The sequence below is a fragment of the Spinactinospora alkalitolerans genome (assembly GCF_013408795.1).
GTDB classification, from domain to species: Bacteria; Actinomycetota; Actinomycetes; order Streptosporangiales; family Streptosporangiaceae; genus Spinactinospora; species Spinactinospora alkalitolerans.
On sequence record NZ_JACCCC010000001.1, the window covers coordinates 4,562,855 to 4,585,509 of the forward strand.

Here is a 22,655-nt window from a genome sequence, read left to right on the forward strand (position 1 = left end):
CCGTCGGCACCGCGTCGAAATCAAATAGACCACAGGTCTACCCAACGGTCCAGAGTTGGTCTACCTTCAGCGGGAGGAAAGACGTCCCGGTGCCGAGGAGGCCGGCGTCGGGCCCGCACCGGATGCCGCCGGATGCCGCCGCGCACCGCCGGTACGACGAGGGGAGGCGGGATGACGCGCCGCGCGCCGAAGGCCGAGCACGTGCGCTCGCTGATCGAGCGCGATCTGATCCCGCTGCTCGGCCCCGCCGACGTGCTCCCGGCCGAGCGCCTCCTGGCCGAGCGCTTCGCGGTCTCGCGGATGACCGTCCGCGCGGCGCTGAAGCTGCTGGAGGCCGACGGCGCGGTGCGCTCGGTGCCGGGCGTGGGCACGTTCGCCGCACGCCCCCGCGTCTCCAAGGCGCCGATCCTGTCCTCGTTCTCCGAGGACGCCAAGGCCCGCGGCTACCGGCCCGCCACGCGGGTGATCGCCACCGGCACGGTCCGCGCCGACATGGCGGTCGCGCTGGAACTGGGCATCGAGGCCGGCGACGAGGTCCACGAGGTGGCCAGGGTGCGGCTCGCCGACGACGTCCCGATCTGCGTCGAGCGCGTGCTGCTGCCGGCCGCCCTGCTCCCCGGCCTGCTCGAACACGACCTGACCGGCTCCCTCTACGCGCTGCTCGCCGAAGCCTACGGGGTGCGCATCAGCCGCTCCGACCGGCGCATCCGGGCCGTCAACATCGACCGCGAGCACGCCGACCTGCTGGGGGTGCCGCACCGCAGCGCGGCGCTGCACGTCGATCAGCTCAGCGTCGACCAGCACGGACGCCGCGTCGAGCACGGGCGCTCGCTCTACCGCGGCGACCGCTACGACTTCACGACGGTGACCCGGGCCTGCGACGCGCCCGGCCCGCCCGTCGCGACCGGAGCACCCGGGGAGGTCTGATGTGCCCTCCGATGGTCGATCCCGGCGACCTCGCCGACACCGCCGCGCTGGGCACCCGGGGCACCGCGTGGTCGCCCGAGACCCGGCTGTACTCCGACGGGGCCGTCGTCGGCGCGGACGGCGCGCCCGTCGTCGTCCCGCCCCACTCGCGGGCGCGGCGCCTGGCCGGCACCGGCTTCCTCGACCCGGGCGGCGCGGCGCTGCCGGGCGCCGCCGAGGCGACGGACGAGGCCGTACGGGAGGCGCGCGCGCAACTGGCGGCCGCGTCGGTCCCCGGCGCCGGCACCGCGTTCGCCGACATGGCGCGCACCGCGCTCGTCGACGTTCGCACCCTGCTGCACCCCAACGGCGCCATGGTCGCCGCCGCCAGCCCCTACTGGCGCTACGTCTGGCCGCGCGACGCCGGGTACTGCGCCGCCGCGCTGTGCCTGACCGGGTTCCACGGCGACGCGCTGCGGATCCTGTACCGCGTGGCGGCCCTGCAGGAGGCCGACGGCACCTGGCAGGCCCGCTACCTGCCCGACGGCTCGGGCCGGGTGCCCGACGACCGCGGGACCCAGCTCGACGGCATCGGCTGGACGCTGTGGGCCGCCTGGGTCTGGGCGCGGACCGCGCCGCGCTCCCGGGTGACCGGTGGACTGGCCGAACTCGCCCCGTGCCTGCTCGCCGCCGCTGACGCGATCACGGCGGCGGTGGATCCCGGCAGCGGGCTGCCGCGCCCGTCGCAGGACTACTGGGAGCACGACACCGCCGAGGCCACGCTCGGCTCGGCCGCTCCCCTGCTGCTGGGCGCCCGCGCGGGCGCGGACCTGCTGCACCGCCTCGCCGAGCACGATGCGGCGCTGGAGTGCGCGCGCACCTCCGTCGTGCTGCGCGCGGGGATCGAGGAGCACTTCGCCGCACTGGACTACCCGCGGCGCGCCACCGGCGGCGGCAGGGACGCCTCGGTGGCCTTCCTGCTCCCGCCGTTCGCGCCGGAGACGCCCGGGCCCCTCGCGGCGTGGCGGCGCACGGTGCCCGCGCTGCGGCTGGCCAACGGCGGCGTGCGCCCGGGCGAGGAGTGGGCCGACACCGAGACCGCCTGGACCCCGCAGGTGTCGCTGTTCGCGATGACCGCGGCCTCCGTCGGCGACGAAGCCCTCGCCGGGGAGCTCCTCTCCTGGCTGGACGCGCGGCGCACCCGCCTGGGCTGCCTGCCGGAGAAGGTCACCGCCGCCGGCCGGCCCGCCGCCGTGGCCCCGCTGGCGCTGACCGGCGCGAGCGTCCTGATCGCCCTGGCCGCTCTCGACGGCCGCCCGCTGCCCGTCCCGCCCATCTGAAAGAGGCCACGGCTGAAAGAGGCCACGACCGCACAGGAGGTCCCATGCCCGTGACGAGGAGCCGTCCGCGCCGCCGCGCCCCGCGCGCCCGGCCGGCGTCCGCACTCGCAGCGGCGCTGCTGCTCGGCGCGGCCTGCCAGGCGGGCGGGGACGCCGGCGGCGGGGGCATCACGCTGTGGACCCCGCACGTCACGCCCGACCGGCTCGCCCAGCAGGAGGCCACGGCGCAGCGGTTCACCGAGGAGACCGGCATCGAGGTCACCGTGGTGCCCATGGGCGCGGCCGACCAGAACCAGTCCCTGGTCACCGGCGCGGCCTCCGGCGACGTCCCCGACGTGATCCTGCTGGCGCCGGACCAGGCCGCGGCGTGGAGCTCGCAGGGCCTGCTGGACACCGAGGTGCCGGCGGCCGTGGTCGAGGCGCTCGGGCGCTCGACGTTCAGCGAGCGGGCCCTGGACATGGTCACCCTGGACGGCGAGCTCGCCGCGGTGCCCAGCGACGGATGGGGTCAGGTGCTGGTCTACCGCACCGACCTGTTCGAGGCCGCCGGACTGGACGCGCCGGAGTCGCTGACCGACATCGCCGAGGCCGCCGAGGAGCTCGACGGCGGCGGGACGGCGGGGATCGTGCTGGGCACCAAGCCCGGCGACCCGTTCACCACCCAGACCATCGAGGCGCTGCTGCTGGCCAACGGCTGCCGGCTGGCCGACGACTCCGGGGAGGTCACGCTGGACTCGCCCGAGTGCGCCGCGGCGCTGGAGCTCTACGCGCGGATGGCCGACGCCTCGGTCAGCGGCGACCAGGACGTGGAGACCACGCGCGCGGCCTACCTCGCCGGTGACGCCGCGATGCTGTTCTGGGGTTCCCACATCTTCGACGAGCTGGCCGGGCTCGCCCCGGACTTCCCCCCGACCTGCGCGGAGTGCGAGGACGACCCGCGCTTCCTCGCCGAGAACTCCGGGGTGGCGACCGTGCTCACCGGCCCGGACGACCCCGCCGGCGCGCAGTACGGGCTGACGCTGAACCTGGGCGTGCCGCGCGGGGCCGACGCCGAATCGGCGCGGCGGTTCATCGAGTTCCTGCTCGGCGACGGCTACCTGGAGACCCTGGAGGTCTCCACCGAGGGCCGCGTGCCGGTGCGCACGGGCACCGAGGAGGATCCCACCGCCTACGCCGACGCCTGGGCCGACCTGCCCACCGGCGAGGACGAGCAGACCCGCGCGCCGCTCTCGGATCTCTACGACGAGGAGACCGTCCAGGCGATCGTGGACGGCGCGCAGAACTTCCGGCGCTGGGGCTACGGAACCGGGCACGCCGCGCTGGCCGGTTCGCTGGCCGCGCAGAACACGCTGGTGCAGGATGTCAACACGCTGTTCGACGACGGGGATCCGCGGGCCTACGCCGAACGGATGGCGCGGTCCGCCGAAGAGGTCCGGGCCGACGTCGAGTAGTCGCCGGGACGCGTTCGGGGAGGTGGCCGTGGTGAGGACGCGCCGGCGCAGGGAGGAGCTGCACGGGCGGCTGCTCGTCTCGCCGACGCTGCTGGTCGTCGGCCTGGTGGTGCTGGCGCCCTTCGCGGCGAGCGTGGTGCTGGCGTTCCAGGACGTGCGGCTGATCGACATCCGCTTCATGTCGCCCGCCGACCTGGGGATCACGTTCGACAACTTCGCCGAGGTGCTCTCCAGCGCCGGCTTCTGGGAGGCGGCGCGCACCACCGTCGTCTACGCCTCGCTGACCACGGTCGGGTCGGTGCTGGCCGGGCTGGTGCTGGCCCTGGCGCTGCGCCGGCCGTTCCCCGGCAGGGGTGCGGTGCGGGGCCTGATGCTGGTCCCCTACGTGCTGCCGGTCGTGGCCGCGACCACGATCTGGACCACGCTGCTCAACCCGCAGTACGGCGCGGTCAACGAGGTGGGGCGGCGCTTCCTCGGCTGGGAGGCGCCGATCAACTTCCTCACCACGCGCGGCATCGACATCGCGGGGCTGCCCGTGCCGGTCGCACTCAGCGTGGTGATCGCCTTCGAGGTGTGGAAGTCCTTCCCGCTGGCGTTCCTGTTCATCACGGCGCGGCTGCAGGCCGCGCCCCGCGACATCGAGGAGGCGGCGATCGTCGACGGCGCCTCGCCCACGCAGTGCTTCCGGCACGTCCTGCTGCCCCAGCTCACCGGCGTGCTCGCGCTGCTGGGGCTGCTGCGCTTCATCTGGTCGTTCCAGAACTTCAACGACGTCTACCTGCTCACCGGCGGCGCCGGCGGCACCGAGGTGGTCGCCGTGCGGGTCTACGAGGAGCTGATCACGCGGGCCGACATCGGCGCCGCGTCGGCGCTGGGCCTGCTGATGACGCTGGCGCTGTCGGTGCTGCTGCTGGCCTACGTGCGGATGACGCGGAAGGAGGGGGCGCGGTGACCGCCCCGGCGCGGGCGCGGCGCCCACTGGACCGCCACGCCGTGGAGCGGCGCGTGCTGGGGGTGCTGCGCGTGCTGGTGATCGCCGGCGCGGTCGCCGCCGCGGCGGGCCCGCTGCTGTACGGCGTGGTGCTGTCGGTGCGGCCGTTCGCCGACGTCGTCGCCGAGCCGCTGGCGCTGCCGGCCCCGGGCGAGGTGGACGCCGGAGCCTACGTCGAGGCGCTGCGGGACGAGTCGGCCGGCGGGTTCGGGCTGGCCCGGTTCATGCGCAACTCGTTGGCGGTGGCGCTGGGCACGACGGCGCTGGCGGTGGCGTGCAGCGTGCTGGGCGCCTACGCGGCGGTGCGGCTGCGCTTCTTCGGCCGGGACTCGGTCAACGGCTTCTTCCTCGCGGTCTACCTGTTCCCCGGCATCGTGCTCGCGGTCCCGTTGTTCGTGGTGTTCAGCCGCATCGGCCTGACCAGCTCGTTGACCGGCCTGGTGCTCATCTACCTGGCGCAGACCATCCCGGTCTCGCTGTACATGCTGCGCAACTACTTCCACGCGGTCCCGGTCGGGGTCGAGGAGGCCGCGGAGGTCGACGGCTGCAACCGCATGCAGGTGATCTGGCGGGTGGTGCTGCCGATGGCGATGCCCGGCATCGCCGCCACCGCGCTGTACGTGTTCATGATCGCCTGGAACGAGTTCCTGTTCGCCCTGCTGTTCCTGGTGGACGACCGGCGGCGCTGGACGGTGTCGCTGGGGATCGCCCAGCTCACCGACTTCAACGTCCCCGCGCCGGTGCTGATGGCCGGCTCGATCGCGATCACCGTCCCGGTCGTGGCCGGCTTCCTGCTCGCCCAGCGCCTGCTGATCTCCGGCCTGACAGCGGGAGCGGAGAAGGGCTGAACGGCCTCTCTCCGCGCCGGCCCTCTTCCGCCCTCCGTTCTGGCCGAGTACCGATGTCTGCGGAAGTCCGGTTCGTCGACTTCGGCGACTCCCCTGGCCGGGCCGGTTCCATGGTCCTGGGGTGGCTTCCGGGGCGCGGCCGGAACGGAATCCACCCGCCGCCCGAGCCCGCGTCGACTCCAGCGGATACCTGAAGACATACTGGGAGGACCCGATCCGGATCGGCGTCGGCTCGGTACGCGACGAAGCCGACCGGAGCCGGGACGACGTCGACTGCGTCCAGGCGAGGAGAGGACCGGGGTGAGCGGAGCGGGTGGACGGCAGGCCGGAGGCGGGACGCCGGACGGCCGCACGCGCTGGACGGCGCCGGGGTGGATCGTGGCGTCCCTGGCCGCCGGGATCATCGCCGCCGCCGTGGTACTCCTGCCCGGCTTCATCACCGAGAGCAGTCAGGGAGAGAGCCCGGACCGGAGCCTGGGGGCCGCCGGGCTCCCCCTGCTCCTGGTGGTGACCGCCGCGCTCGTTCCGGCCGTTCCGCTCGTGTTCGGCCCCTGGGTCGAGCGGGTCTCCACCATCGTCACGGCGATCGTCCTGCTGCTGTGGTGCCTGGTCGGACTCGCGTCCGTGGGGCTGTACTTCCTCCCCTCGGCGGTGCTGATGCTCATCGCGGCCGCGCTGAACATCGTGCGGCGCCGGAGTTCCTGACACAGGCCCCGACCACCTCCCGGGCCGCCCGGACGCCATCGGGCCACCGGTCCGGCGCCGCACTCCGCTCCGGCCGCACGGCCCCGCGTGAAGAAAGGGGCCGGCCCCCGCGGGGAGGGGGTGCGGGGGCCGGCGTGGGAGGGGGTTCTCGGGCGGCTCTAGAAGGGGTAGCGGGCGGTGTCGGCCCGCATCGTGACCCACTGGGTCTCGGTGAAGGCCTCGATGTTGGCGGTGGTGCCGCCGAAGCGCGATCCGGTGCCCGAGTCGCCGACGCCGCCGAAGGGGGCGACGGCCTCGTCGTCGACGGTCTGGTCGTTGATGTGCACGATCCCCGAGGGGATGCGCTCGGCCAGCTCGTAGCCGCGCATCGGGTTGGCGGTGAGGATGCCCAGCGACAGCCCGTAGTCGCTGGCGCACGCGATGTCGGCGGCCTCGTCCAGGGTCTCGAAGCGGATGACCGGGGCGACGGGGCCGAACACCTCCTCGGCGAAGGCCGGGGACTCCGAGCGGACCTGGTCCAGGACCGTGGGCCGGTAGAACAGGCCCTCGTAGACGCCGCCGGCGGAGAGCTTGGCGCCGGACTCCACGCTGCGGGTGACCAGCGAGTGGATCTTGTCGCGCTGCCCGGCGTCGATGATCGGGCCCAGCGCCACCTCGCCCGACTCAGGGTCGCCCACCGGCAGCGCCTCGGCCTTGGCCGCGAGCCGCTCCACGTAGGCGTCGGCGACGGAGGCGTGCACCAGGTGGCGCCCGGTGGTCATGCAGATCTGGCCCTGGTGCAGGAACGAGCCCCACGCGCCCACCGACGCGGCGCTGTCGAGGTCGGCGTCGTCGAGCACGATGAGCGGGGAGTTGCCGCCCAGCTCCAGGTGCGCGCGCTTGAGGTGCCGGCCGGCCGCCTCGCCGACCTTGCGGCCGGCGGCGGTGGAGCCGGTGAAGGAGATGACGCGCACGCGCGGGTCCTCGACCAGGCGCACGCCCGCCTCGGCCCCGCCGGGCAGCACCTGCAGCACGCCCTCGGGCAGGCCGGCGGCCCGGAAGACCTCGGCGATCACCGCGCCGCCGCTGACGGCGGTGCGCGGGTCGGGCTTGAGCACGACCGCGTTGCCCAGCGCCAGCGCCGGGGCGACCGAGCGCATGCCCAGGATGAGGGGGAAGTTGAACGGCGCGATCACGCCGACCACGCCCACGGGCACCCTGCGGGACAGGCTCAGCCGCGGCTTGGCGGTGCGCAGCACCTCCCCCACCGGCTGGGAGGCCAGTGCCGCGCACTCGTAGGCCTCGGTGACGGCCAGGTGCGCCTCGAAGCCGGCCTTGCCCGGCGCGGACCCGGCCTCCCGGCCCAGCCATCCGGCGATCTCGGCGGCGTGCTCGGTGAACAGGTCGCCGGCCCGGCGCAGGACCGCCGCCCGCTCCTCGAACGAGGCCGCGGCCCACTCTCGCTGCGCCCCCGCGGCAGCGACAGCCGAAGCGGTCACGTCGTCGGCGTCGGCCGACCCGATCCTGCCGATCTCGGCCCCCGTGGCGGGGGAGACCACCGGCGCGTCACCGCCCCGGGCGCTCACCCACTCCCCGGTGAAGACCTTGCCGGTCCAGGTCTCGTCGTTCAGCAGACCCATGGTGTGCTCCTTGCTCGAGATGGTGGTGTGGCTGTGCTCAGGGCCGGAACGTGCGGCCCGCGGCGACCGCGACGTCCAGGACCACGGGTTCGTCGCGGACGAGGAGCGTGGGCACGATCTCGTCGAGAGCGGCGACGAGGTCGCCGTGGGTCTCGACCCTGCGGGCCGGACAGCCCAGCCCGTGCGCCAGAGCCGACACGGAGACGTCGTCGAAGGCCGGCCACGGCGGTTTGCCGCCGTGCTGCTCGGCGAGGCGGTCCATGATCGCGTAGCGGCCGTTGGACAGCACCACGAACAGCACGCCGGCGCCGTAGCGGGCCGCGCTCCACAGCGCCTGCACCTGGTACAGCGAGGACCCGTCGCCGACGACGGCGATCACCGGGCGCTCGGGCCGGGCCATGCGCACGCCGATGGCGGCCGGCAGCGCGAAACCCAGGCCGCCCATCGCCGCCGACAGGAACCCGAGCGGGCGCCGCGCGGGGAGCAGGGCGTGCATCTCGGGGCGGCTCGACGGGGTCTCCTCGACCAGCACCGTGTCGGGGGTGATCCGCGCGGCCAGGGCGGTGAACACGTGCGCGGGGGTCAGCGGCTCCCCCGGGGCCGGCGGTTCCGGGTGCTCCACGGCGCGCCCGGCCGGGCCGCCGCCCGTGCGCCGGCCGACCAGCCCGGCGAGCCGGTCGACGAACGGGGCGACCGGCGCGTACACGGCCACGTCGGCCGGGCTGCGCCCGACCTCGTCGGAGTCGGCGGAGACCAGCACGGTGCGGGTGCCCGGCTCGACCAGCGCGCCGGGGTGGTACTGGTACTGCCGGAACACCGGGGCCCCGACCGCGATGACGACGTCGTTCTCGGCGAACGTGGTGCGCAGCCGCGGGCGGTCGGCCGGCAGGTGCCCGGCGAACAGCCGGTGGTCCTGCGGGAACCCGGCCCGCGCGCCGAAGCTCTCCTGCCACACCGGGCAGTCCAGCCGCTCGGCGAGCCCGACCAGCGCGGCCCAGCCCTCCTCGGTGTCGTTGGCCGAACCGGCGACGATCGCAGGGGAGCGCGCGCCGTCGAGCAGCGCGGCGATCTCGGCCGCCGCCGGGTCGTCCGGCGGCGGGGCGGGGACCGGCCGCAGCACCCGCAGCGGGGCGGCCCGCCGCGCGGTCTCCTCCGCCGAGGCCTCCCAGTCGTCCATGGGCACGATGACGACGGCCGGCCCGCCGTGCGTGACCGCCTCGACGTGGGCGCGGGCGATCGCGCCGGGCACGTCCTGGGCGCGCTCGGGCTGCTTGACCCACACGGGGTAGTCCCCGGCGAGCCCCTCCAGGCGTCCGGCAAGGAACGGCTCCTGCGCCAGGTGGCGGCGGTCCTGCTGGCCGACCAGCACGACCAGCGGCGCGCGGTTGACCCGGGCCGTGGCCAGCGCGCCGACGGCGTTGCCCAGGCCCGCGGTGGTGTGCAACTGCACCAGCGCCGGGCGGTCGTTGGCGATCGCCCACCCGGTGGCCATTCCCACGACCGAGCCCTCGTGCAGGGCCAGCACGAAGCGCAGGTCCCCGGGCAGGTCGGTGAGGAAGGAGACCTCGGTGGAGCCGGGGTTGGCGAAGACCGTGGTGAGCCCGTGCTCGCGCAGCACCTCCAGCGCCGCTTCGCGCACCGTGCGATCGCCGGCGTCCGCAGGGGAGCCCGCAGTCATGGCGTTCTCCTCACTCACCGCTCACGCTCGCCGCGACCGGTCCGCGCTTGGCGTTCTGGATCTCCTCATAGACCTTGGCCCGCAGTTCGGTGAACCGGCGCTCGCCGCGGGTGACGAGCTGGTCGCGCTCGTCGGACAGGTCGACGGTGATGTCGTCCTGGATCACGGTCGGCGAGGACGACAGCACCAGCACCCGCTGGCCGAGGTAGACGGCCTCGTCGATGTCGTGCGTGACGAACAGGATGGTCATCCCGAACCGCTTCCACAGCGACCGGATGAGGTCCTCCAGGTCGGCGCGGGTCTGGGCGTCCACGGCGGCGAACGGCTCGTCCATCAGCAGCACGCGGGGCTCGTAGGCGATCGCCCTGGCGATGGCCACGCGCTGCTGCATGCCGCCGGAGAGCTGCCAGGGGTAGGAGTCGGCGAAGTCGGCCAGGCCGACGGCCTCCAGGGCCTCCCCGACCAGCCGCCCCCGCTTGTCCTTGGGCAGCTTCTTCTCCTTCAGCGGCAGCTCGACGTTGCCCCGGACGGTGAGCCAGGGGAACAGGCTGCGGCCGTACTCCTGGAACACCACGGCCATGTCCGGCGGCGGGCCGGTGACCGGGCTCCCGGCCAGCGTGACCGCCCCCGAGGTCGGCTGCATCAGGCCGGCGATGCACTTGAGCAGCGTCGTCTTGCCGCAGCCCGAGGGGCCGACCAGGCACGCGAGTTCACCGTCGCCGAGGGTGAAGGTGAGGTCGCGCACGGCCTCGACCGAGCGGCCCTCCCCCCGGTAGATCTTCTGCAGGCCGGCGACGTCGAGCATGGGCGCGTTCCCGTTGTCGGTGCTACTTGGTGTCGTCATATGCGGGCTCACTCCCCACGGGTGGCGGCGCGGACGCCGTTGTACCAGACCAGCACGCGCTTCTCGACGAACTGGAACACCAGCGACAGCAGGAAGCCGATGAGGCCGAGCAGCACGATGCCGGACCACATCTCCGGAATGGCGAAGCTGCGCTGGAACTGCACGATGGTGAAGCCGAGGCCGCTGGAGCTGGCGAACATCTCGCTGATCACCATCAGGATGATCGCGATGGACAGCGCCTGGCGCATCCCGGCCATGATCTGCGGGCTGGCCGAGCGCAGCACCAGCGTGGTGAGCCACCGGCGGCCGCGGACGCCGTAGCAGCGGCAGGTGTCGGCGAGCACCGGGTCGACCGCGCGGACGCCCTCGACGGTGTTGAGCAGGATCGGCCAGATGCAGCCGGACACGATGACCAGCAGCTTCATCGAGGTGCTGATGCCGGCCAGCAGGATCAGCAGCGGGACCAGCACGGGCGGCGGGACGGCCCGCAGGAACTCCAGCACCGGCTCGGTCAGGGCCCGCAGCCGGGGCGAGAGGCCCAGTGCGACCCCGATGCCGACGCCGAGCACGGCGGCCAGCGCGAACCCGGTCAGCAGCCGGGCGACGCTGGGCAGCGCGTCCTCGAAGAAGCGCTCGGAGAACCAGACGTCGGCGAAGGTGGTGGCGATGACGTCGGGCGGCGGCATGTAGTACATGCCGCTGGAGGCGCTGATCCACCACCACAGCAGGATCAGCGCGACGGGCAGCGCCAGCAGGTGCCACAGGCGCAGGCCCGCCCGGCCGAGCGCACGTGGCGCCGGGGTGCGCCGCTCGGGCGTCGCTTTCACGGTGGTCATGCGGAGCTCTCTCCCCGGACGGAGGTGTGCCAGTGCAGCAGGCGGCGTTCCAGCATCCGCACCCCGACGTTGAGGGTCACGCCCAGCGCACCGGTCGCGATGACGAGCGCGTAGACGGAGTCGACGGCGCCGCTGGTCTGCGCGACGGCGATCTCCTTGCCCAGGCCGGGGCTGCCGATGATGAGCTGGGCGGTGATCGCGAGGATCAGTGCGACCGCCGCGCCCAGCCGGAGTCCGGTGAGCAGGTAGGGCAGGGCCGAGGGCCAGATGATGTGCCGGACCCTGGACAGCCGGCCCAGCCCGAAGGAGCGGGCGGTCTGCTCGGCGACCGGGTCGACGTCGGCGACGCCGTAGAGCACCTGGATGTAGATCTGCCAGAACGCCGCGTAGACGACGAGCAGCAGGGTGGAGCGAATGTCGGTGGCGTAGAGCAGCACCGCCAGCGGGATCAGCGCGACCGAGGGAATCGGGCGCAGGAACTCCACGGTGGAGGCGGTGAAGCGGCGCAGGGCGGGCACGGAGCCGATCGTGAAGCCCAGGACGACGGCCGCGCCGAAGGCGATGGCCAGTCCGAGGCCCCAGCCGGCCAGGGTGTCGACGAGGGCGGTCCAAAACGTCGGCATGGTCATGCGCTCGGCCAGCGCGGCGAGGACCTCGGAGGCCGGCGGCAGGTACCTGCCGGAGACCAGGCCCACGCGCGGCACGATCTCCCACAGCGCCAGGAACCCGACGATGCCGATGACTCCCAGCGCGGTGTTGCCCAGGCGGAGGCCGCGGCGCGGCGGCGCCGCGGCCGGCCGCGGCGCCGGGTCGGGGGACCCGGAGGCGGCCGGCACGGCGGACGTGCGAACGTTCTCGGTCATAGGAGTCATTCGTAGTACAGCTCGTCCAGATTGGGCGCCTCGTCGATCGTGTCGTACTCGACCATCAGGTCGGCGATGGTCTGCACGGACTGCTGGTCGACCTCGGCGGGGAAGTTCGGCAGCCTGATCTTGTCGATCAGGTTCTGGTCGATCTCGGTGTACGTGGTGACGATGCGCCGGACCTCGTCGGGGTTGGCGTTGGCGTAGTTGAGGGACTCGTGCATCGCGGTGCGGAAGGCCTCGACGAGCTCGGGGTCCTCCGCGATCATCTGCTCGGAGGTGAAGTAGGTGGCGATGGTCAGGCTCGGGGAGGCGTCGACGAAGTTGGACGCGATCTCCGTGGCCCCGTTCTCCATCGACGAGGTGAGGAAGGGCTCCACCACCCATGCCGCGTCGACCTCGCCGTTCTCCAGCGCGGCGGGCATGTCGGGGAAGGCGAGCTCGATGAACTCGATGTCGCCGGAGTCGCCGCCGGCCTGCTCCACGGAGTTGCGTACCGTGGTGTCGCCGATGTTCTCGAGGTTGTTGACCGCGATCGTGGCGCCCTCGAGCTGCTCGGGGGAGGTGATGTCGCTGCCCTCGGGAACGACGATGCCGCCGAAGTCGTTGCCGTCCTCACCGCTGCTGGTCACGCCGTTGGAGACGACCTTGAGCGGCAGGTTCTCCTGGCGGCCGATGATCAGCGAGGTGACGTTGCCGAAGGCGAACTCGAAGTTGCCGCTGACGACACCGGGGACGGCTGCGGCGCCGCCGGTGGTGTTCTCGATCGTCAGGTCGATGCCGTGCTCTTCGAAGTAGCCCTGCTCCACGCCGAGGTGGAGTGGTGCGACGTCGACGATCGGGATCGCACCCACGGTGACTTCGGTCAGCCCGCCTTCCTCGGTTTCGTCACCGCCACCGCATGCCGAGGTCATGACGAGTACCGCGGCACCGGTCAGAGCGAAGATCTTTCGACGCATCGGATCTCCTGATTGAGGATGGGGAGGATGGGCACGCCGGGCGGCGGCGGGCGGCCTTGGGCCGGCGGATCCGCCACCTCCGCTGACGTGGTGACGAAGATTATCGCGCCGCACGTCCTTTAAGCGCATCCACGGGCCGATTTCGTGCGTGTTACGAACGCCCGTTCTTTTAGCGAACGTAAGTGATGCCCTTCACCTCGTCAAGTGGCGACGGGCACCTTTTCGCCCATGCAGATCAAAGCGTTATACCGCGTTCACCTGGACCTCAAGGGTCTGATCATGGGATGTTTGCACGTGCCACCCGTGTGTCCAACGCCTCCCGGAACCGGACGGGGTACGGTGAACCGGCGGCGGAGGCGCTTCCGTTGTGCGGTATGGGAACATCATCTCAAGAACGCGAACCGAACCGCCGGACCGGAGAAGAGGCCCGACATGAGCGCAGTGGAACACGAAGCGGCACATGGTGCGCGCGGCGAACACTTCGTCCAGTCCCTGGAGCGGGGGCTCGCCGTCATCCGCGCCTTTTCGCCGCAGACGCCGTCGATGACGCTGAGCGAAGTGGCCAGGGTAACCGGACTGACCCGGGCCGCGGCCCGCAGGTTCCTGCTGACGCTGGCCGACCTCGGCTACGTGCGCACCGACGGCCGGATGTTCGCACTCACCCCCCGCGTGCTGGAGCTGGGCTACGCCTACCTGTCGTCGGCCGGCCTGCCCGAGGTCGCGCAGCCGCACCTGGAGCGCCTGGTCGCCGAAGTCAGGGAGTCCTCCTCGGTCTCGGTGCTGGACGGCGACGACGTCGTCTACGTCGCGCGCGTCCCCACCTCGCGGATCATGGCGGTGGCGATCAACGTCGGGACCCGCTTCCCCGCCTACGTCACCTCCATGGGCCGGGTGCTGCTCGCCGGGAGGCCGGCGGCCGAACTCGACGCCTACCTGGAGCGGCTGGAGCCGCAGCGGCTGACCGCGCACACGGTCACCTCCCCCACCCGGCTGCGCGCCGAGATCGAACGCGTGCGCGGGCAGGGCTGGTCGATCGTCGACCAGGAGCTGGAGGAGGGGCTGCGGTCGGTCGCCGCGCCGATCCGCGACCGCAACGGCGCCGTCATCGCCGCGGTCAACGTCTCGGCGCACGCGAGCCGCACGGCGGTGGAGGACATCCGCCGCGACCTGCTGCCCCCGCTGCTGGCCACGGCCGCCAGGATCGAGGCCGACCTGGAGATCGCCACGCGCGGCAACGGCACCGGCGGCTGACCGATGTCCGACGATCGGGTTCGCACAAGGGGTCGGCTGTCGCAGTGCGCGTAGCGCCGGCGGCACAGCCAGCAGGGCCGAGCCCTGGAAATCCCGCGCCGCCCCGCGAACGCAGTGGCCAAAGCCCGGTGAGAGGGACGCGGCACCCCGGCCCCGGCCGGTCGGCCCGCTCTTGACCATGGTCCACGCCACATTCTGCTTGACCACGCCCACGGGCGGCGCTAACGTCTGCCGTAAAGTGTTCGCTTTAAGAACATGCATTCGGCATACGAACAAAGGATGAAACGCTTATGATCGTGCCGCTGGACGAGGGGATCCGTGAGCTCGTCCGTGACGGGGACACGGTCGCGCTGGAGGGCTTCACCCACCTGATCCCCGTATCCGCGGGTCATGAGATCATCCGGCAGGGCCGCCGCGACCTGACCCTGGTGCGCATGACCCCCGACGTGGTCTACGACCAGTTGATCGGAGCGGGCTGCGCGCGCAAGCTGGTGTTCTCCTGGGGCGGCAACCCCGGCGTGGGCTCCCTGCACCGCTTCCGCGACGCCATCCAGAACGGCTGGCCCGTCCCACTGGAGATCGAGGAGCACAGCCACGCCGGCATGGCCAACCGCTACGTCGCCGGCGCCTCGGGCGTCCCGTTCGCGGTGCTGCGCGGCTACACCGGCACCGACCTGATCGGGCAGACCGCCAACATCAAGACGGTCACCTGCCCGTTCAGCGGGGAGGAGCTGACGGCCGTCCCCGCGGTCAACCCCGATGTGACGATCGTGCACGCCCAGCGCGCCGACCGCGCCGGCAACGTGCAGATGTGGGGCATCACCGGCGTGCAGAAGGAGGCGGTGCTCGCCGCGCGGCGGTCCCTGGTCACCGTCGAGGAGGTCGTGGACGAACTCGACCCCGTCCCCGGCCAGGTCATCCTGCCCTCCCGGGTGGTGACGGCCGTGGCGGAGGTCCCCGGCGGGGCGCGTCCCTCCTACGCCCACGGGTATTACAGCCGTGACAACGGCGCCTACCAGGCGTGGGACCTGATCAGCAGGGACCGCGAGGCGTTCGAGAACTGGCTGGAGACCGACGTGTTCGGCGGAAGGCCCGCCGACGCCGCGCGGGAAGGCGGACGGCACTGATGGACACGACCGTGAACTGGTCCTCCGACGAGATCATGACCGTCACCGCGGCGCGGGCCCTGACCGGTGACATGGCCTGCTTCGTCGGGATCGGCCTGCCGAGCACGGCGGCCAACCTGGCCCGCCGCACGCACGCGCCGGGCCTGTGGATGATCTACGAGTCGGGCACGCTCGGCGCCAAGCCCGACACGCTCCCGCTGTCCATCGGCGACGGCGTGCTCGCCGAGACCGCCGACAGCGTCGTCCCGGTCCCCGAGATCTTCAACTACTGGCTGCAGCCCGGCCGGATCGACGTCGGCTTCCTCGGCGCGGCGCAGATCGACCGCCACGCCAACATCAACACCACCGTGATCGGCGACTACGACGACCCGAAGGTGCGGCTGCCCGGAGCCGGCGGCGCCCCCGAGATCGCCGCCTCGTGCCGGCAGGTCATGGTGATCGTCCGGCAGAGCCGGCGCGCCTTCGTCGAGTCCGTCGATTTCGTGACGTCGGTCGGCTACGGTGGCGGCGCCGGCGACCGCGAACGGCTGGGGCTGCGCGGCGGCGGGCCGTCGCGGGTCATCACCGACCTGGGCGTCCTCGAACCCGATCCGCGCACCCGGGAGCTGACGCTGGTCAGCGTGCACCCCGGTGTCGAGGTCGACGACGTGCGCGCCGCGACGGGTTGGGAGCTGGCCGTGTCCCCGGATCTGGCCGTGACCCCCGCCCCGAGTGACGAGGAGCTGGCGGCGTTGCGGAAACTGACGGGTAGGTAATGCCCCCTTCCTCCAACGAACGGAAGTGACCATGACCGACGCATTCGTCCTGGACGCGGTCCGCACCCCCTTCGGAAGGTACGGCGGCGCCCTCGCCGGCGTGCGCCCCGACGACCTCGCGGCGCACGTGGTCCGCTCGATCGTGGACCGCTCCCCCGACCTGGACCCCGCGGCCGTCGAGGACGTCTACTTCGGTGACGCCAACGGCGCCGGCGAGGACAACCGCGACGTCGCCAGGATGGCGGTGCTGCTCGCCGGGCTGCCGACATCGGTGCCCGGCGCCACCCTGAACCGGTTGTGCGGATCGGGGCTGGAGGCCGCCATCGCCGCCAACCGCGCGGTGGCCGTGGGCGACGCCTCCCTCGTGCTGGCCGGCGGCGTGGAGTCGATGAGCAGGGCCCCCTGGGTGCTGCAGAAGCCCGCGAAGGGCTTTCCCTCGGGCCACGAGACGCTGCACTCCACCACCCTGGGCTGGCGCATGGTCAACCCGCGGATGCCCGAGGAGTGGACCGTGTCGCTCGGCGAGAGCACCGAGCAGGTGGCCGGGATCCACGGCATCGGCCGGGCCGAGCAGGACGCCTTCGCGCTGCGCAGCCACACCAACGCCGCCGACGCCTGGGCCAAGGGCGTCTTCGACGACGAGATCGCCGCCGTGCCGGGCGTCGAACTGGAGCGCGACGAGAGCATCCGCGAGACGTCGCTGGACAAGCTCGGCTCGCTGAAGCCGGCGTTCCGCCCCGACGGCACCATCACCGCGGGCAACGCCTCCCCGCTCAACGACGGCGCGGCCGCCCTGCTCATCGGCGACGAGGCGGCCGCCCGCGCGACGGGGCGGGAGCCGCTGGCCCGCATCGTCAGCCGGGGCGTGGCCGCCGTGGAGCCGCACCGGTTCGGCATCGGCCCGGTCGAGGCGGCCGACACCGCCCTGCGCCGTGCCGGGATCGGCTGGGGCGACCTGTCGGTCGTGGAACTCAACGAGGCGTTCGCCGCGCAGTCGCTGGCCTGCCTGAAGCTGTGGCCGGAGCTGGACCCGGAGATCGTCAACCCCAACGGCGGCGCGATCGCCATCGGCCACCCGCTGGGCGCCTCGGGCGCGCGCGTCCTGGGCTCCCTCGCCCACGAGCTGCGCCGCCGCGGCGGCGGCTGGGGCCTGGCCGCGATCTGCATCGGGGTGGGCCAGGGGCTCGCCGTCGTGCTGCACGCCTGACGCGCCGCGGTCTCGCAGGTTTTTGCATCTGTGGAGGAAGTAATGACGACACCCACCGGGCCCACGGGCCCGAACCCGGAGCAGGGCCTCTCTGTTCCGGGCTACATCCGCGACCACGAGGTCCATCCGCCGCTGGACTACTCCGGCTACCGGAGCACGGCGCTGCGGCACCCCAAGCGCCCGCTCACGCTGCTGCCGCACATGCTCACCGAGATCACCAGCCCGGTGCTCGGCCACGACCGCCTGGGCGAGCTGGACAACGACCTCACCCGCCAGCACGACGAGGAGCCCCAGGGCCAGCGCATCATCGTGCACGGCCAGGTGCGCGACAGCGACGGCAGGCCGGTGCCGCACACCCTGGTCGAGATCTGGCAGGCCAACGCCGGCGGCCGCTACCGGCACGTCAGCGACAACTGGCCGTGCCCGCTGGACCCCAACTTCACCGGCGTCGGCCGCACCATGACCGACACCGAGGGCCGCTACCGCTTCACCACGATCCAGCCGGGCGCCTACCCGTGGAAGAACCACGACAACGCCTGGCGCCCCGCGCACATCCACTTCTCGCTGTTCGGCCGGGCCTTCACCCAGCGGCTGGTCACCCAGATGTACTTCCCCGGCGACCCGCTGTTCTTCCAGGACCCGATGTGGAACTCGATCCCCGACCCCAAGGCGCGCGAGCGGCTGGTGGCCCGGTTCGACTACGCCAACACCGCGCCGGAGTGGGCGCTGGCCTACGAGTGGGACATCGTGCTGCGCGGCCGGGAGTCGACGCCGTTCGAGGCGGAAGGGGACGACGATGACGAGTGAGACGACACCGTCGCAGACGGTCGGCCCCTACCTGCACATCGGGCTGCCCTGGCCGGACGGGCCGTTCGCGGTGGCCAAGGGCTCGCCGGACGGCTTCTGGATCCGCGGCGTCCTCTACGACGGCGCGGGGGCGGTCGTCCCCGACGGCCTCATCGAGACCTGGCAGGCCGATCCCGACGGCCGCTTCGACCACCCCGACGACCCGCGGGGCGCCGTCGACCGCCCGGGGTTCCGCGCGTTCGGGCGCTGCCAGACCGACGGCGACGGCGCGTTCGGGATCTTCACCCTCAAGCCCGGCCCGGTGCCGGGACCGCGGGGCCCGCAGGCGCCGCACATCGACGTCTCGGTGTTCGCGCGCGGCATGCTGCACCGGGTGGTGACGCGGATCTACTTCCCCGAGGAGCACGCCGCCAACGCCGTCGACCCGGTGCTCACCAGCGTGGCCGACCCGCGGGCGCGCGAGGCGCTGGTCGCGCGGCCGGCCGAGGACGGCTACCGGTTCGACATCCACCTGCAGGGCGATGACGAGACCGCGTTCTTCGACATCTAGCTTGGGTCTCAGCCTCAGGGGGGTGGTAAGGCCCGCCCGAGGACGGAGCAGGCGTGCGGGTGGGCGATTCTCTCGCGCGGCCGCCAGACCCGTGGACGGAGATCGCCCTCACGCACGCGAAGCAGACCCGCCGCTTCAGGTACACACCGAAACCATGGTTTCGACCTGGAGCCCAGAGTGGCGGCGTGGGTGGCGCGGCGCCGGAGCGATCCCTTGATGGGCCTTCGGCCGCGCGAGAGGATCGCCCAGTCACCGCGGGCTCCGTCCTGGGGCCGAGGTTCCAAAACCCCCGGTGGCCAAGGACCGCGGGCACGGTGGCTCAGCCACCGTGGAAGAGGGGGACGGGAGGACAGGTGACACAGGAGGCAGGGGGCCTCTTCGGGGGCGTGTTCGCGCGGGGCGCGGCGGCGGCCGAGGTCGGCGACGCCGCATGGCTGCGGGCGCTGCTCGACGCCGAGGCCGCGCTGGCCCGGGCGCAGGCCTCGGTGGGGCTGATCGGGCGCGGCGACGCCGAGGCGATCGCCGCGGCCTGCGTGCCCGGGCGCTTCGACCCCGACCGGATCGGCGCGGCCGCCGCCGGGGGCGGCAATCCGGTGATCCCGCTGGTCAAGGAGTTGACCGCCGCGGTCTCCGGGGATGCCGCCCGGCACGTTCACAAAGGGGCGACCAGCCAGGACATCATGGACACCGCCGCCATGCTGGTGAGCCGGCGGGCGTGCGCGGCGGTCCTGGCCGACGCGGCCGCCCTCACCGACGGGCTCGCCGACCTGGCCGGGGCGCACCGCGACACCGCGATGGCGGGGCGCACGCTGCTGCAGCAGGCGCTGCCCACCACGTTCGGCGTCGTCGCGGCCGGATGGCTGCACGCGCTGGACGGCGCGGCCGCGCGGCTGGCCGAGGTGGCCGAGGGCCGGCTGGCCGCGCAACTGGGCGGGGCGGCCGGCACGCTGGCGTCGCTGGGCGACTCCGGTCCCGACGTGGTCGCGGCCTACGCCCGCGAGCTGGGACTGGCCGAGCCGGTGCTGCCCTGGCACACCGACCGCGGCCGCGTGGCCGAGCTGGCCGGCGCCCTCGGCGGGATGTGCGGGGCGGTGGGCAAGGCGGCGCGCGACGTCACACTGCTCGCCCAGACCGAGGTCGGCGAGGTGTCGGAGCAGGGCGGCCCGGGCAGCGGCGGGTCCTCGACGCTCCCGCACAAGCGCAACCCGGTGGCGGCGGTGTCCGCGCTGGCCTGCGCCGAGCGGGCGCCCGGGCTCGTGGGCACGCTGCTGGGCGCGATGGTGCAGGAGCACCAGCGCGCGGCCGGCTCCTGGCACGCCGAATGGCTTCCGCTGACCGAACTCCTGCGCGCCACCGGGTCCGCCGTCGCCTGGCTGGGCGCCTCCGTCGAGCGGCTGCGCGTGGACGCCGCCAGGATGCGGGCCAACCTGGACCTGACCGGCGGACTCCTGCTCGCCGAGCGCGTCACCACCGCGCTGGCCCCGGAGCTGGGCCGGATGCGGGCCCACGAACTGGTCAAGGCCGCCTGCGCGCAGGCCGTCGACTCCGGCGGCGACCTCGCCGACGTGCTGGCGCGGCACCTGGAGGGCCGCCGGTCCCCCGAGGAGGTCGCCGGACTGCTGGACCCGGCCGGCTACCTGGGCAGCGCCGGCGCGTTCGTCGACCGGGCGCTGGCCGCGCACCGGTCCGGAGGCCGGCCGTGAGCGCGGCGCCTTCAGCCGCGCTCGGCCAGGAACCCGGCGAGCGCGGCCGTGAGCTGGGCGGGCGCGTCGAGCTGCACCAGGTGCCCCGCCCCCTCCATCAGCCGGTGCCGGGCGCCCGGGATGAGCTCGCTGAGTTCGCGGCCCTTGGCCGGCGGGATCCAGGTGTCCCGGTCCCCCCAGCAGACCAGAACGGGGAGGTCGATCTCGCCGTAGCGGGGCTGCACCTCGTCGGTGTGGCGCTGGTCGGCCTGCGCGATCTGGCGGTAGAACGCCGCCTGCCCATCCTCACCCAGCCACGGGGCGCACAGCTCCCGCAGCGTGCCGGGCGCGTGCTCGCCGTGCGCGGCGGAGGCGATGTAGGCGCCGACCAGCGCCTCGTGCAGATGGGCCGGGAGCCGGGCGAAGACGTCGGTGTTCTCGGCCACGAGCCGGAAGAACGGGGAGCCCCACGGCGCCAGGGCGACCACGTCGACCAGGGCGAGGCTGCGGTAGGCGCACCCGTTGAGCAGGTGCGCCCGCAGGGCGACCGCGCCGCCGAAGTCGTGGGCGACGACCGCGGGGGCCGCCGGCCCCCAGTGCCGCAGCAGCTCGGCGAACACGTCGGCCTGCGCGGCCAGGGAGACGTCCTGGCCCTCGAACTTGGCCGAGGCGCCGTAGCCCGGCATGTCCCAGAAGAAGACCCGGTGGTCGGCCGCGAGGGCGCGCGCGACGTCGCGCCAGACCACCGAGGAGAACGGGGTTCCGTGCAGCAGTACGACGGGGTCGCCCGTCCCGAGCGATCCCCAGCGCACCGCACCCTGGGCGGAGTCGAATGTTTCGGTCGGCTTCCATTCGTTCATGATCATCGGCAACGCGGGCGCCGCGGCGACCGATTCCGCCCGCGCGGCGCGTCCGCGGCGTTCGTGATGCAACCGAGACCGTCGGCCGGTCGGCGGACCGCGCCACGGGGAGAGGAGCGACGCCGATGAGCGTCGATGTGCACTACCGGATCGACGGACCCGACGACGCGCCGGCGGTGGTGCTGTCCGGGTCGCTGGGCAGCACGCTGGAGATGTGGGAGCCGCAGGCGGCGGCGCTGTCCGGGGACTTCCGCGTGATCCGCTACGACATCCGGGGGCACGGCTCCTCGCCGGTGCCCGACGGCCCGTACTCGATGGCCGACCTCGGCTCCGACGTCTCGCGGCTGCTGGACCGGCTGGGCATCGCCCGCGCGCACTTCGCCGGGCTGTCCATCGGCGGCATGACCGGCATGTGGCTGGCCGCCCACGCGCCCGACCGGGTCGACCGGCTGGCGCTGCTGTGCACGTCGGCGCAGCTCGGCCCGCCGGAGAACTGGGCGCAGCGCGCGGCCGCGGTGCGCGCCGAGGGCGTCGGCGCCGTCGCGGCCGGGGTGCTGGAGCGCTGGTTCACCCCGGCCTTCGCCGAACGCGAGCCGGACACGGTCGAGCGGCTCACCGCGATGGTCGCGGGCACCCCCGCCGAGGGCTACGCGGGCTGCTGCGCCGCGATCGAGCACATGGACCTGCGCGCGGACCTGCCGGGAATCACCGCGTCGACGCTGGTGGTCGCCGGCGCCGACGACCCCTCGACCCCGCCCGACCACGCCCAGCGGATCGCCGCGGGCATCCCCGGCGCCCGGATGCGCGTCGTGCCCGGCGCCGCGCACCTGGCCAGTTGGGAACAGGCCGGGATGATCAACCCCCTGCTGCGCGAGCACTTCGCCGGTTGAGGCGGACCGGCCGCGCAGGACGACGATAGGAGCATGGACATGGGAACCGGCGGCACCGAGCACCGGCTCGACGACGCGACCCGCTACGCGGGCGGGATGAAGGTCCGCCGCGAGGTCCTCGGCGACGCCCACGTCGACCGCGCCGAGGCGAGGAAGACCGGGTTCACCGAGCCGTTCCAGGACCTCATCACCCGCTATGCCTGGGGCGACATCTGGACCCGGCCCGGGCTGGACCGCCGGACCCGCAGCTGCATGGTGCTGACCGCGCTGGTGGCCAAGGGCCACTGGGAGGAGCTGGCCATGCACGTCCGCGCGGCCGTACGCAACGGGCTGAGCGCCGACGAGATCCAGGAGGTCTTCCTCCAGGCGGCGATCTACTGCGGCGTCCCGGCGGCCAACAAGGCCTTCGCCGTCGCCCAGCAGGTCCTTTCGGAGATCGGAGAGGTCTAGAGATGACCCGCCCGCCCAAGGCCCGGCACCGGGGCC

22 protein-coding genes are annotated in these 22,655 nt (G+C 73.4%); 15 read left to right on the plus strand and 7 right to left on the minus strand.

Annotation, left to right across the window (positions count from 1 at the left end; translation table 11 throughout):
- The first annotated feature begins 171 nt into the window (after nucleotides 1–171).
- From HDA32_RS20235 to HDA32_RS20260, 6 genes are all read left to right on the plus strand, one after another.
- Nucleotides 172–927 carry a GntR family transcriptional regulator gene (locus HDA32_RS20235; protein ID WP_179644714.1) on the plus strand — a complete coding sequence of 252 codons (756 nt, stop codon included), beginning with the start codon at nucleotides 172–174 and terminating at the stop codon, nucleotides 925–927.
- On the plus strand, nucleotides 927–2,246 hold the full coding sequence (locus HDA32_RS20240) for a glycoside hydrolase family 15 protein (RefSeq protein WP_246334431.1): 1,320 nt from the start codon (nucleotides 927–929) through the stop codon (nucleotides 2,244–2,246). Before HDA32_RS20235 ends, HDA32_RS20240 begins: the two co-directional genes overlap by 1 nt.
- A gap of 44 nt (nucleotides 2,247–2,290) precedes the next feature.
- Nucleotides 2,291–3,697, plus strand: a complete 1,407-nt coding sequence (locus HDA32_RS20245; protein ID WP_179644715.1) for an ABC transporter substrate-binding protein — start codon at nucleotides 2,291–2,293, stop codon at nucleotides 3,695–3,697.
- Nucleotides 3,698–3,725: 28 nt separating this feature from the next.
- Complete coding sequence (locus tag HDA32_RS20250) at nucleotides 3,726–4,649, plus strand: carbohydrate ABC transporter permease (RefSeq protein ID WP_312863257.1); 924 nt, start codon at nucleotides 3,726–3,728, stop codon at nucleotides 4,647–4,649.
- Nucleotides 4,646–5,536: a carbohydrate ABC transporter permease gene (locus HDA32_RS20255; protein ID WP_312863258.1), complete on the plus strand. Its 891-nt coding sequence runs from the start codon at nucleotides 4,646–4,648 to the stop codon at nucleotides 5,534–5,536. Before HDA32_RS20250 ends, HDA32_RS20255 begins: the two co-directional genes overlap by 4 nt.
- Before the next feature lie 300 nt (nucleotides 5,537–5,836).
- Nucleotides 5,837–6,241 (plus strand): hypothetical protein, encoded by a 405-nt coding sequence (locus tag HDA32_RS20260; protein ID WP_179644717.1) that lies wholly within the window; start codon nucleotides 5,837–5,839, stop codon nucleotides 6,239–6,241.
- 158 nt (nucleotides 6,242–6,399) lie between these two features.
- Here the strand turns inward: HDA32_RS20260 and HDA32_RS20265 are convergent, their stop codons facing one another.
- Genes HDA32_RS20265 through HDA32_RS20290 form a run of 6 tightly spaced genes read right to left on the minus strand, consistent with a single transcriptional unit; the run spans nucleotide 6,400 to nucleotide 13,040 of the window.
- On the minus strand, nucleotides 6,400–7,860 hold the full coding sequence (locus HDA32_RS20265; protein WP_179644718.1) for a benzaldehyde dehydrogenase: 1,461 nt from the start codon (nucleotides 7,858–7,860) through the stop codon (nucleotides 6,400–6,402).
- A gap of 37 nt (nucleotides 7,861–7,897) precedes the next feature.
- On the minus strand, nucleotides 7,898–9,538 hold the full coding sequence (locus tag HDA32_RS20270; RefSeq protein WP_179644719.1) for a thiamine pyrophosphate-dependent enzyme: 1,641 nt from the start codon (nucleotides 9,536–9,538) through the stop codon (nucleotides 7,898–7,900).
- A 10-nt stretch (nucleotides 9,539–9,548) separates the two neighbouring features.
- On the minus strand, nucleotides 9,549–10,343 hold the full coding sequence (locus tag HDA32_RS20275) for an ABC transporter ATP-binding protein (RefSeq protein ID WP_179646823.1): 795 nt from the start codon (nucleotides 10,341–10,343) through the stop codon (nucleotides 9,549–9,551).
- 47 nt (nucleotides 10,344–10,390) lie between these two features.
- The gene (locus HDA32_RS20280) at nucleotides 10,391–11,218 is read right to left on the minus strand and encodes an ABC transporter permease (protein ID WP_179644720.1); all 828 of its coding nucleotides are present in this window, start codon (nucleotides 11,216–11,218) and stop codon (nucleotides 10,391–10,393) included.
- Nucleotides 11,215–12,081 carry an ABC transporter permease gene (locus HDA32_RS20285; protein ID WP_179644721.1) on the minus strand — a complete coding sequence of 289 codons (867 nt, stop codon included), beginning with the start codon at nucleotides 12,079–12,081 and terminating at the stop codon, nucleotides 11,215–11,217. Before HDA32_RS20285 ends, HDA32_RS20280 begins: the two co-directional genes overlap by 4 nt.
- A gap of 5 nt (nucleotides 12,082–12,086) precedes the next feature.
- The gene (locus HDA32_RS20290) at nucleotides 12,087–13,040 is read right to left on the minus strand and encodes an ABC transporter substrate-binding protein (RefSeq protein WP_179644722.1); all 954 of its coding nucleotides are present in this window, start codon (nucleotides 13,038–13,040) and stop codon (nucleotides 12,087–12,089) included.
- Between the two features lie 432 nt (nucleotides 13,041–13,472).
- On the opposite strand from HDA32_RS20290, the gene HDA32_RS20295 reads away from it, so the two are divergent.
- From HDA32_RS20295 to pcaB, 7 genes are all read left to right on the plus strand, one after another.
- Nucleotides 13,473–14,291: an IclR family transcriptional regulator gene (locus tag HDA32_RS20295; RefSeq protein WP_179644723.1), complete on the plus strand. Its 819-nt coding sequence runs from the start codon at nucleotides 13,473–13,475 to the stop codon at nucleotides 14,289–14,291.
- Between the two features lie 290 nt (nucleotides 14,292–14,581).
- Nucleotides 14,582–15,418, plus strand: a complete 837-nt coding sequence (locus HDA32_RS20300) for a CoA transferase subunit A (protein WP_179644724.1) — start codon at nucleotides 14,582–14,584, stop codon at nucleotides 15,416–15,418.
- A complete protein-coding gene (locus HDA32_RS20305; RefSeq protein ID WP_179644725.1) occupies nucleotides 15,418–16,173 on the plus strand; it encodes a CoA-transferase subunit beta in 756 nt (251 codons plus the stop codon). The genes HDA32_RS20300 and HDA32_RS20305 overlap by 1 nt, the downstream gene beginning before the upstream one ends.
- A 31-nt stretch (nucleotides 16,174–16,204) precedes the next feature.
- A complete protein-coding gene (locus tag HDA32_RS20310; RefSeq protein ID WP_179644726.1) occupies nucleotides 16,205–17,380 on the plus strand; it encodes a thiolase family protein in 1,176 nt (391 codons plus the stop codon).
- A 42-nt stretch (nucleotides 17,381–17,422) separates the two neighbouring features.
- Nucleotides 17,423–18,187, plus strand: a complete 765-nt coding sequence (gene pcaH, locus HDA32_RS20315) for a protocatechuate 3,4-dioxygenase subunit beta (protein ID WP_179644727.1) — start codon at nucleotides 17,423–17,425, stop codon at nucleotides 18,185–18,187.
- Nucleotides 18,177–18,737: a protocatechuate 3,4-dioxygenase subunit alpha gene (pcaG, locus tag HDA32_RS20320; RefSeq protein ID WP_179644728.1), complete on the plus strand. Its 561-nt coding sequence runs from the start codon at nucleotides 18,177–18,179 to the stop codon at nucleotides 18,735–18,737. The genes pcaH and pcaG overlap by 11 nt, the downstream gene beginning before the upstream one ends.
- 353 nt (nucleotides 18,738–19,090) lie before the next feature.
- Nucleotides 19,091–20,440: a 3-carboxy-cis,cis-muconate cycloisomerase gene (gene pcaB / locus HDA32_RS20325; protein ID WP_179644729.1), complete on the plus strand. Its 1,350-nt coding sequence runs from the start codon at nucleotides 19,091–19,093 to the stop codon at nucleotides 20,438–20,440.
- 11 nt (nucleotides 20,441–20,451) lie between these two features.
- Here the strand turns inward: pcaB and HDA32_RS20330 are convergent, their stop codons facing one another.
- Nucleotides 20,452–21,279, minus strand: a complete 828-nt coding sequence (locus HDA32_RS20330; RefSeq protein WP_179644730.1) for an alpha/beta fold hydrolase — start codon at nucleotides 21,277–21,279, stop codon at nucleotides 20,452–20,454.
- Nucleotides 21,280–21,404: 125 nt separating this feature from the next.
- On the opposite strand from HDA32_RS20330, the gene pcaD reads away from it, so the two are divergent.
- Together pcaD and pcaC are read left to right on the plus strand one after the other, a co-directional pair.
- Nucleotides 21,405–22,169: a 3-oxoadipate enol-lactonase gene (pcaD, locus tag HDA32_RS20335; RefSeq protein WP_179644731.1), complete on the plus strand. Its 765-nt coding sequence runs from the start codon at nucleotides 21,405–21,407 to the stop codon at nucleotides 22,167–22,169.
- A gap of 33 nt (nucleotides 22,170–22,202) precedes the next feature.
- Nucleotides 22,203–22,619, plus strand: coding sequence for a 4-carboxymuconolactone decarboxylase (gene pcaC, locus HDA32_RS20340; RefSeq protein ID WP_246334432.1), 417 nt, complete (start codon nucleotides 22,203–22,205; stop codon nucleotides 22,617–22,619).
- Nucleotides 22,620–22,655: the final 36 nt, after the last annotated feature.

Coding starts and splice junctions, on each gene's coding strand:
- HDA32_RS20330 (WP_179644730.1), bottom strand. CDS start 21,279: ATGAACGAATGGAAGCCGACCGAAACATTCGACTCCGCCCAGGGTGCG.
- pcaH (WP_179644727.1), top strand. CDS start 17,423: ATGACGACACCCACCGGGCCCACGGGCCCGAACCCGGAGCAGGGCCTC.
- HDA32_RS20275 (WP_179646823.1), bottom strand. CDS start 10,343: ATGCTCGACGTCGCCGGCCTGCAGAAGATCTACCGGGGGGAGGGCCGC.
- HDA32_RS20290 (WP_179644722.1), bottom strand. CDS start 13,040: ATGCGTCGAAAGATCTTCGCTCTGACCGGTGCCGCGGTACTCGTCATG.
- HDA32_RS20265 (WP_179644718.1), bottom strand. CDS start 7,860: ATGGGTCTGCTGAACGACGAGACCTGGACCGGCAAGGTCTTCACCGGG.
- HDA32_RS20240 (WP_246334431.1), top strand. CDS start 927: ATGTGCCCTCCGATGGTCGATCCCGGCGACCTCGCCGACACCGCCGCG.
- HDA32_RS20270 (WP_179644719.1), bottom strand. CDS start 9,538: ATGACTGCGGGCTCCCCTGCGGACGCCGGCGATCGCACGGTGCGCGAA.
- HDA32_RS20285 (WP_179644721.1), bottom strand. CDS start 12,081: ATGACCGAGAACGTTCGCACGTCCGCCGTGCCGGCCGCCTCCGGGTCC.
- HDA32_RS20310 (WP_179644726.1), top strand. CDS start 16,205: ATGACCGACGCATTCGTCCTGGACGCGGTCCGCACCCCCTTCGGAAGG.
- HDA32_RS20295 (WP_179644723.1), top strand. CDS start 13,473: ATGAGCGCAGTGGAACACGAAGCGGCACATGGTGCGCGCGGCGAACAC.
- pcaG (WP_179644728.1), top strand. CDS start 18,177: ATGACGAGTGAGACGACACCGTCGCAGACGGTCGGCCCCTACCTGCAC.
- pcaC (WP_246334432.1), top strand. CDS start 22,203: ATGGACATGGGAACCGGCGGCACCGAGCACCGGCTCGACGACGCGACC.
- HDA32_RS20305 (WP_179644725.1), top strand. CDS start 15,418: ATGGACACGACCGTGAACTGGTCCTCCGACGAGATCATGACCGTCACC.
- HDA32_RS20280 (WP_179644720.1), bottom strand. CDS start 11,218: ATGACCACCGTGAAAGCGACGCCCGAGCGGCGCACCCCGGCGCCACGT.
- pcaD (WP_179644731.1), top strand. CDS start 21,405: ATGAGCGTCGATGTGCACTACCGGATCGACGGACCCGACGACGCGCCG.
- HDA32_RS20245 (WP_179644715.1), top strand. CDS start 2,291: ATGCCCGTGACGAGGAGCCGTCCGCGCCGCCGCGCCCCGCGCGCCCGG.
- HDA32_RS20300 (WP_179644724.1), top strand. CDS start 14,582: ATGATCGTGCCGCTGGACGAGGGGATCCGTGAGCTCGTCCGTGACGGG.
- HDA32_RS20235 (WP_179644714.1), top strand. CDS start 172: ATGACGCGCCGCGCGCCGAAGGCCGAGCACGTGCGCTCGCTGATCGAG.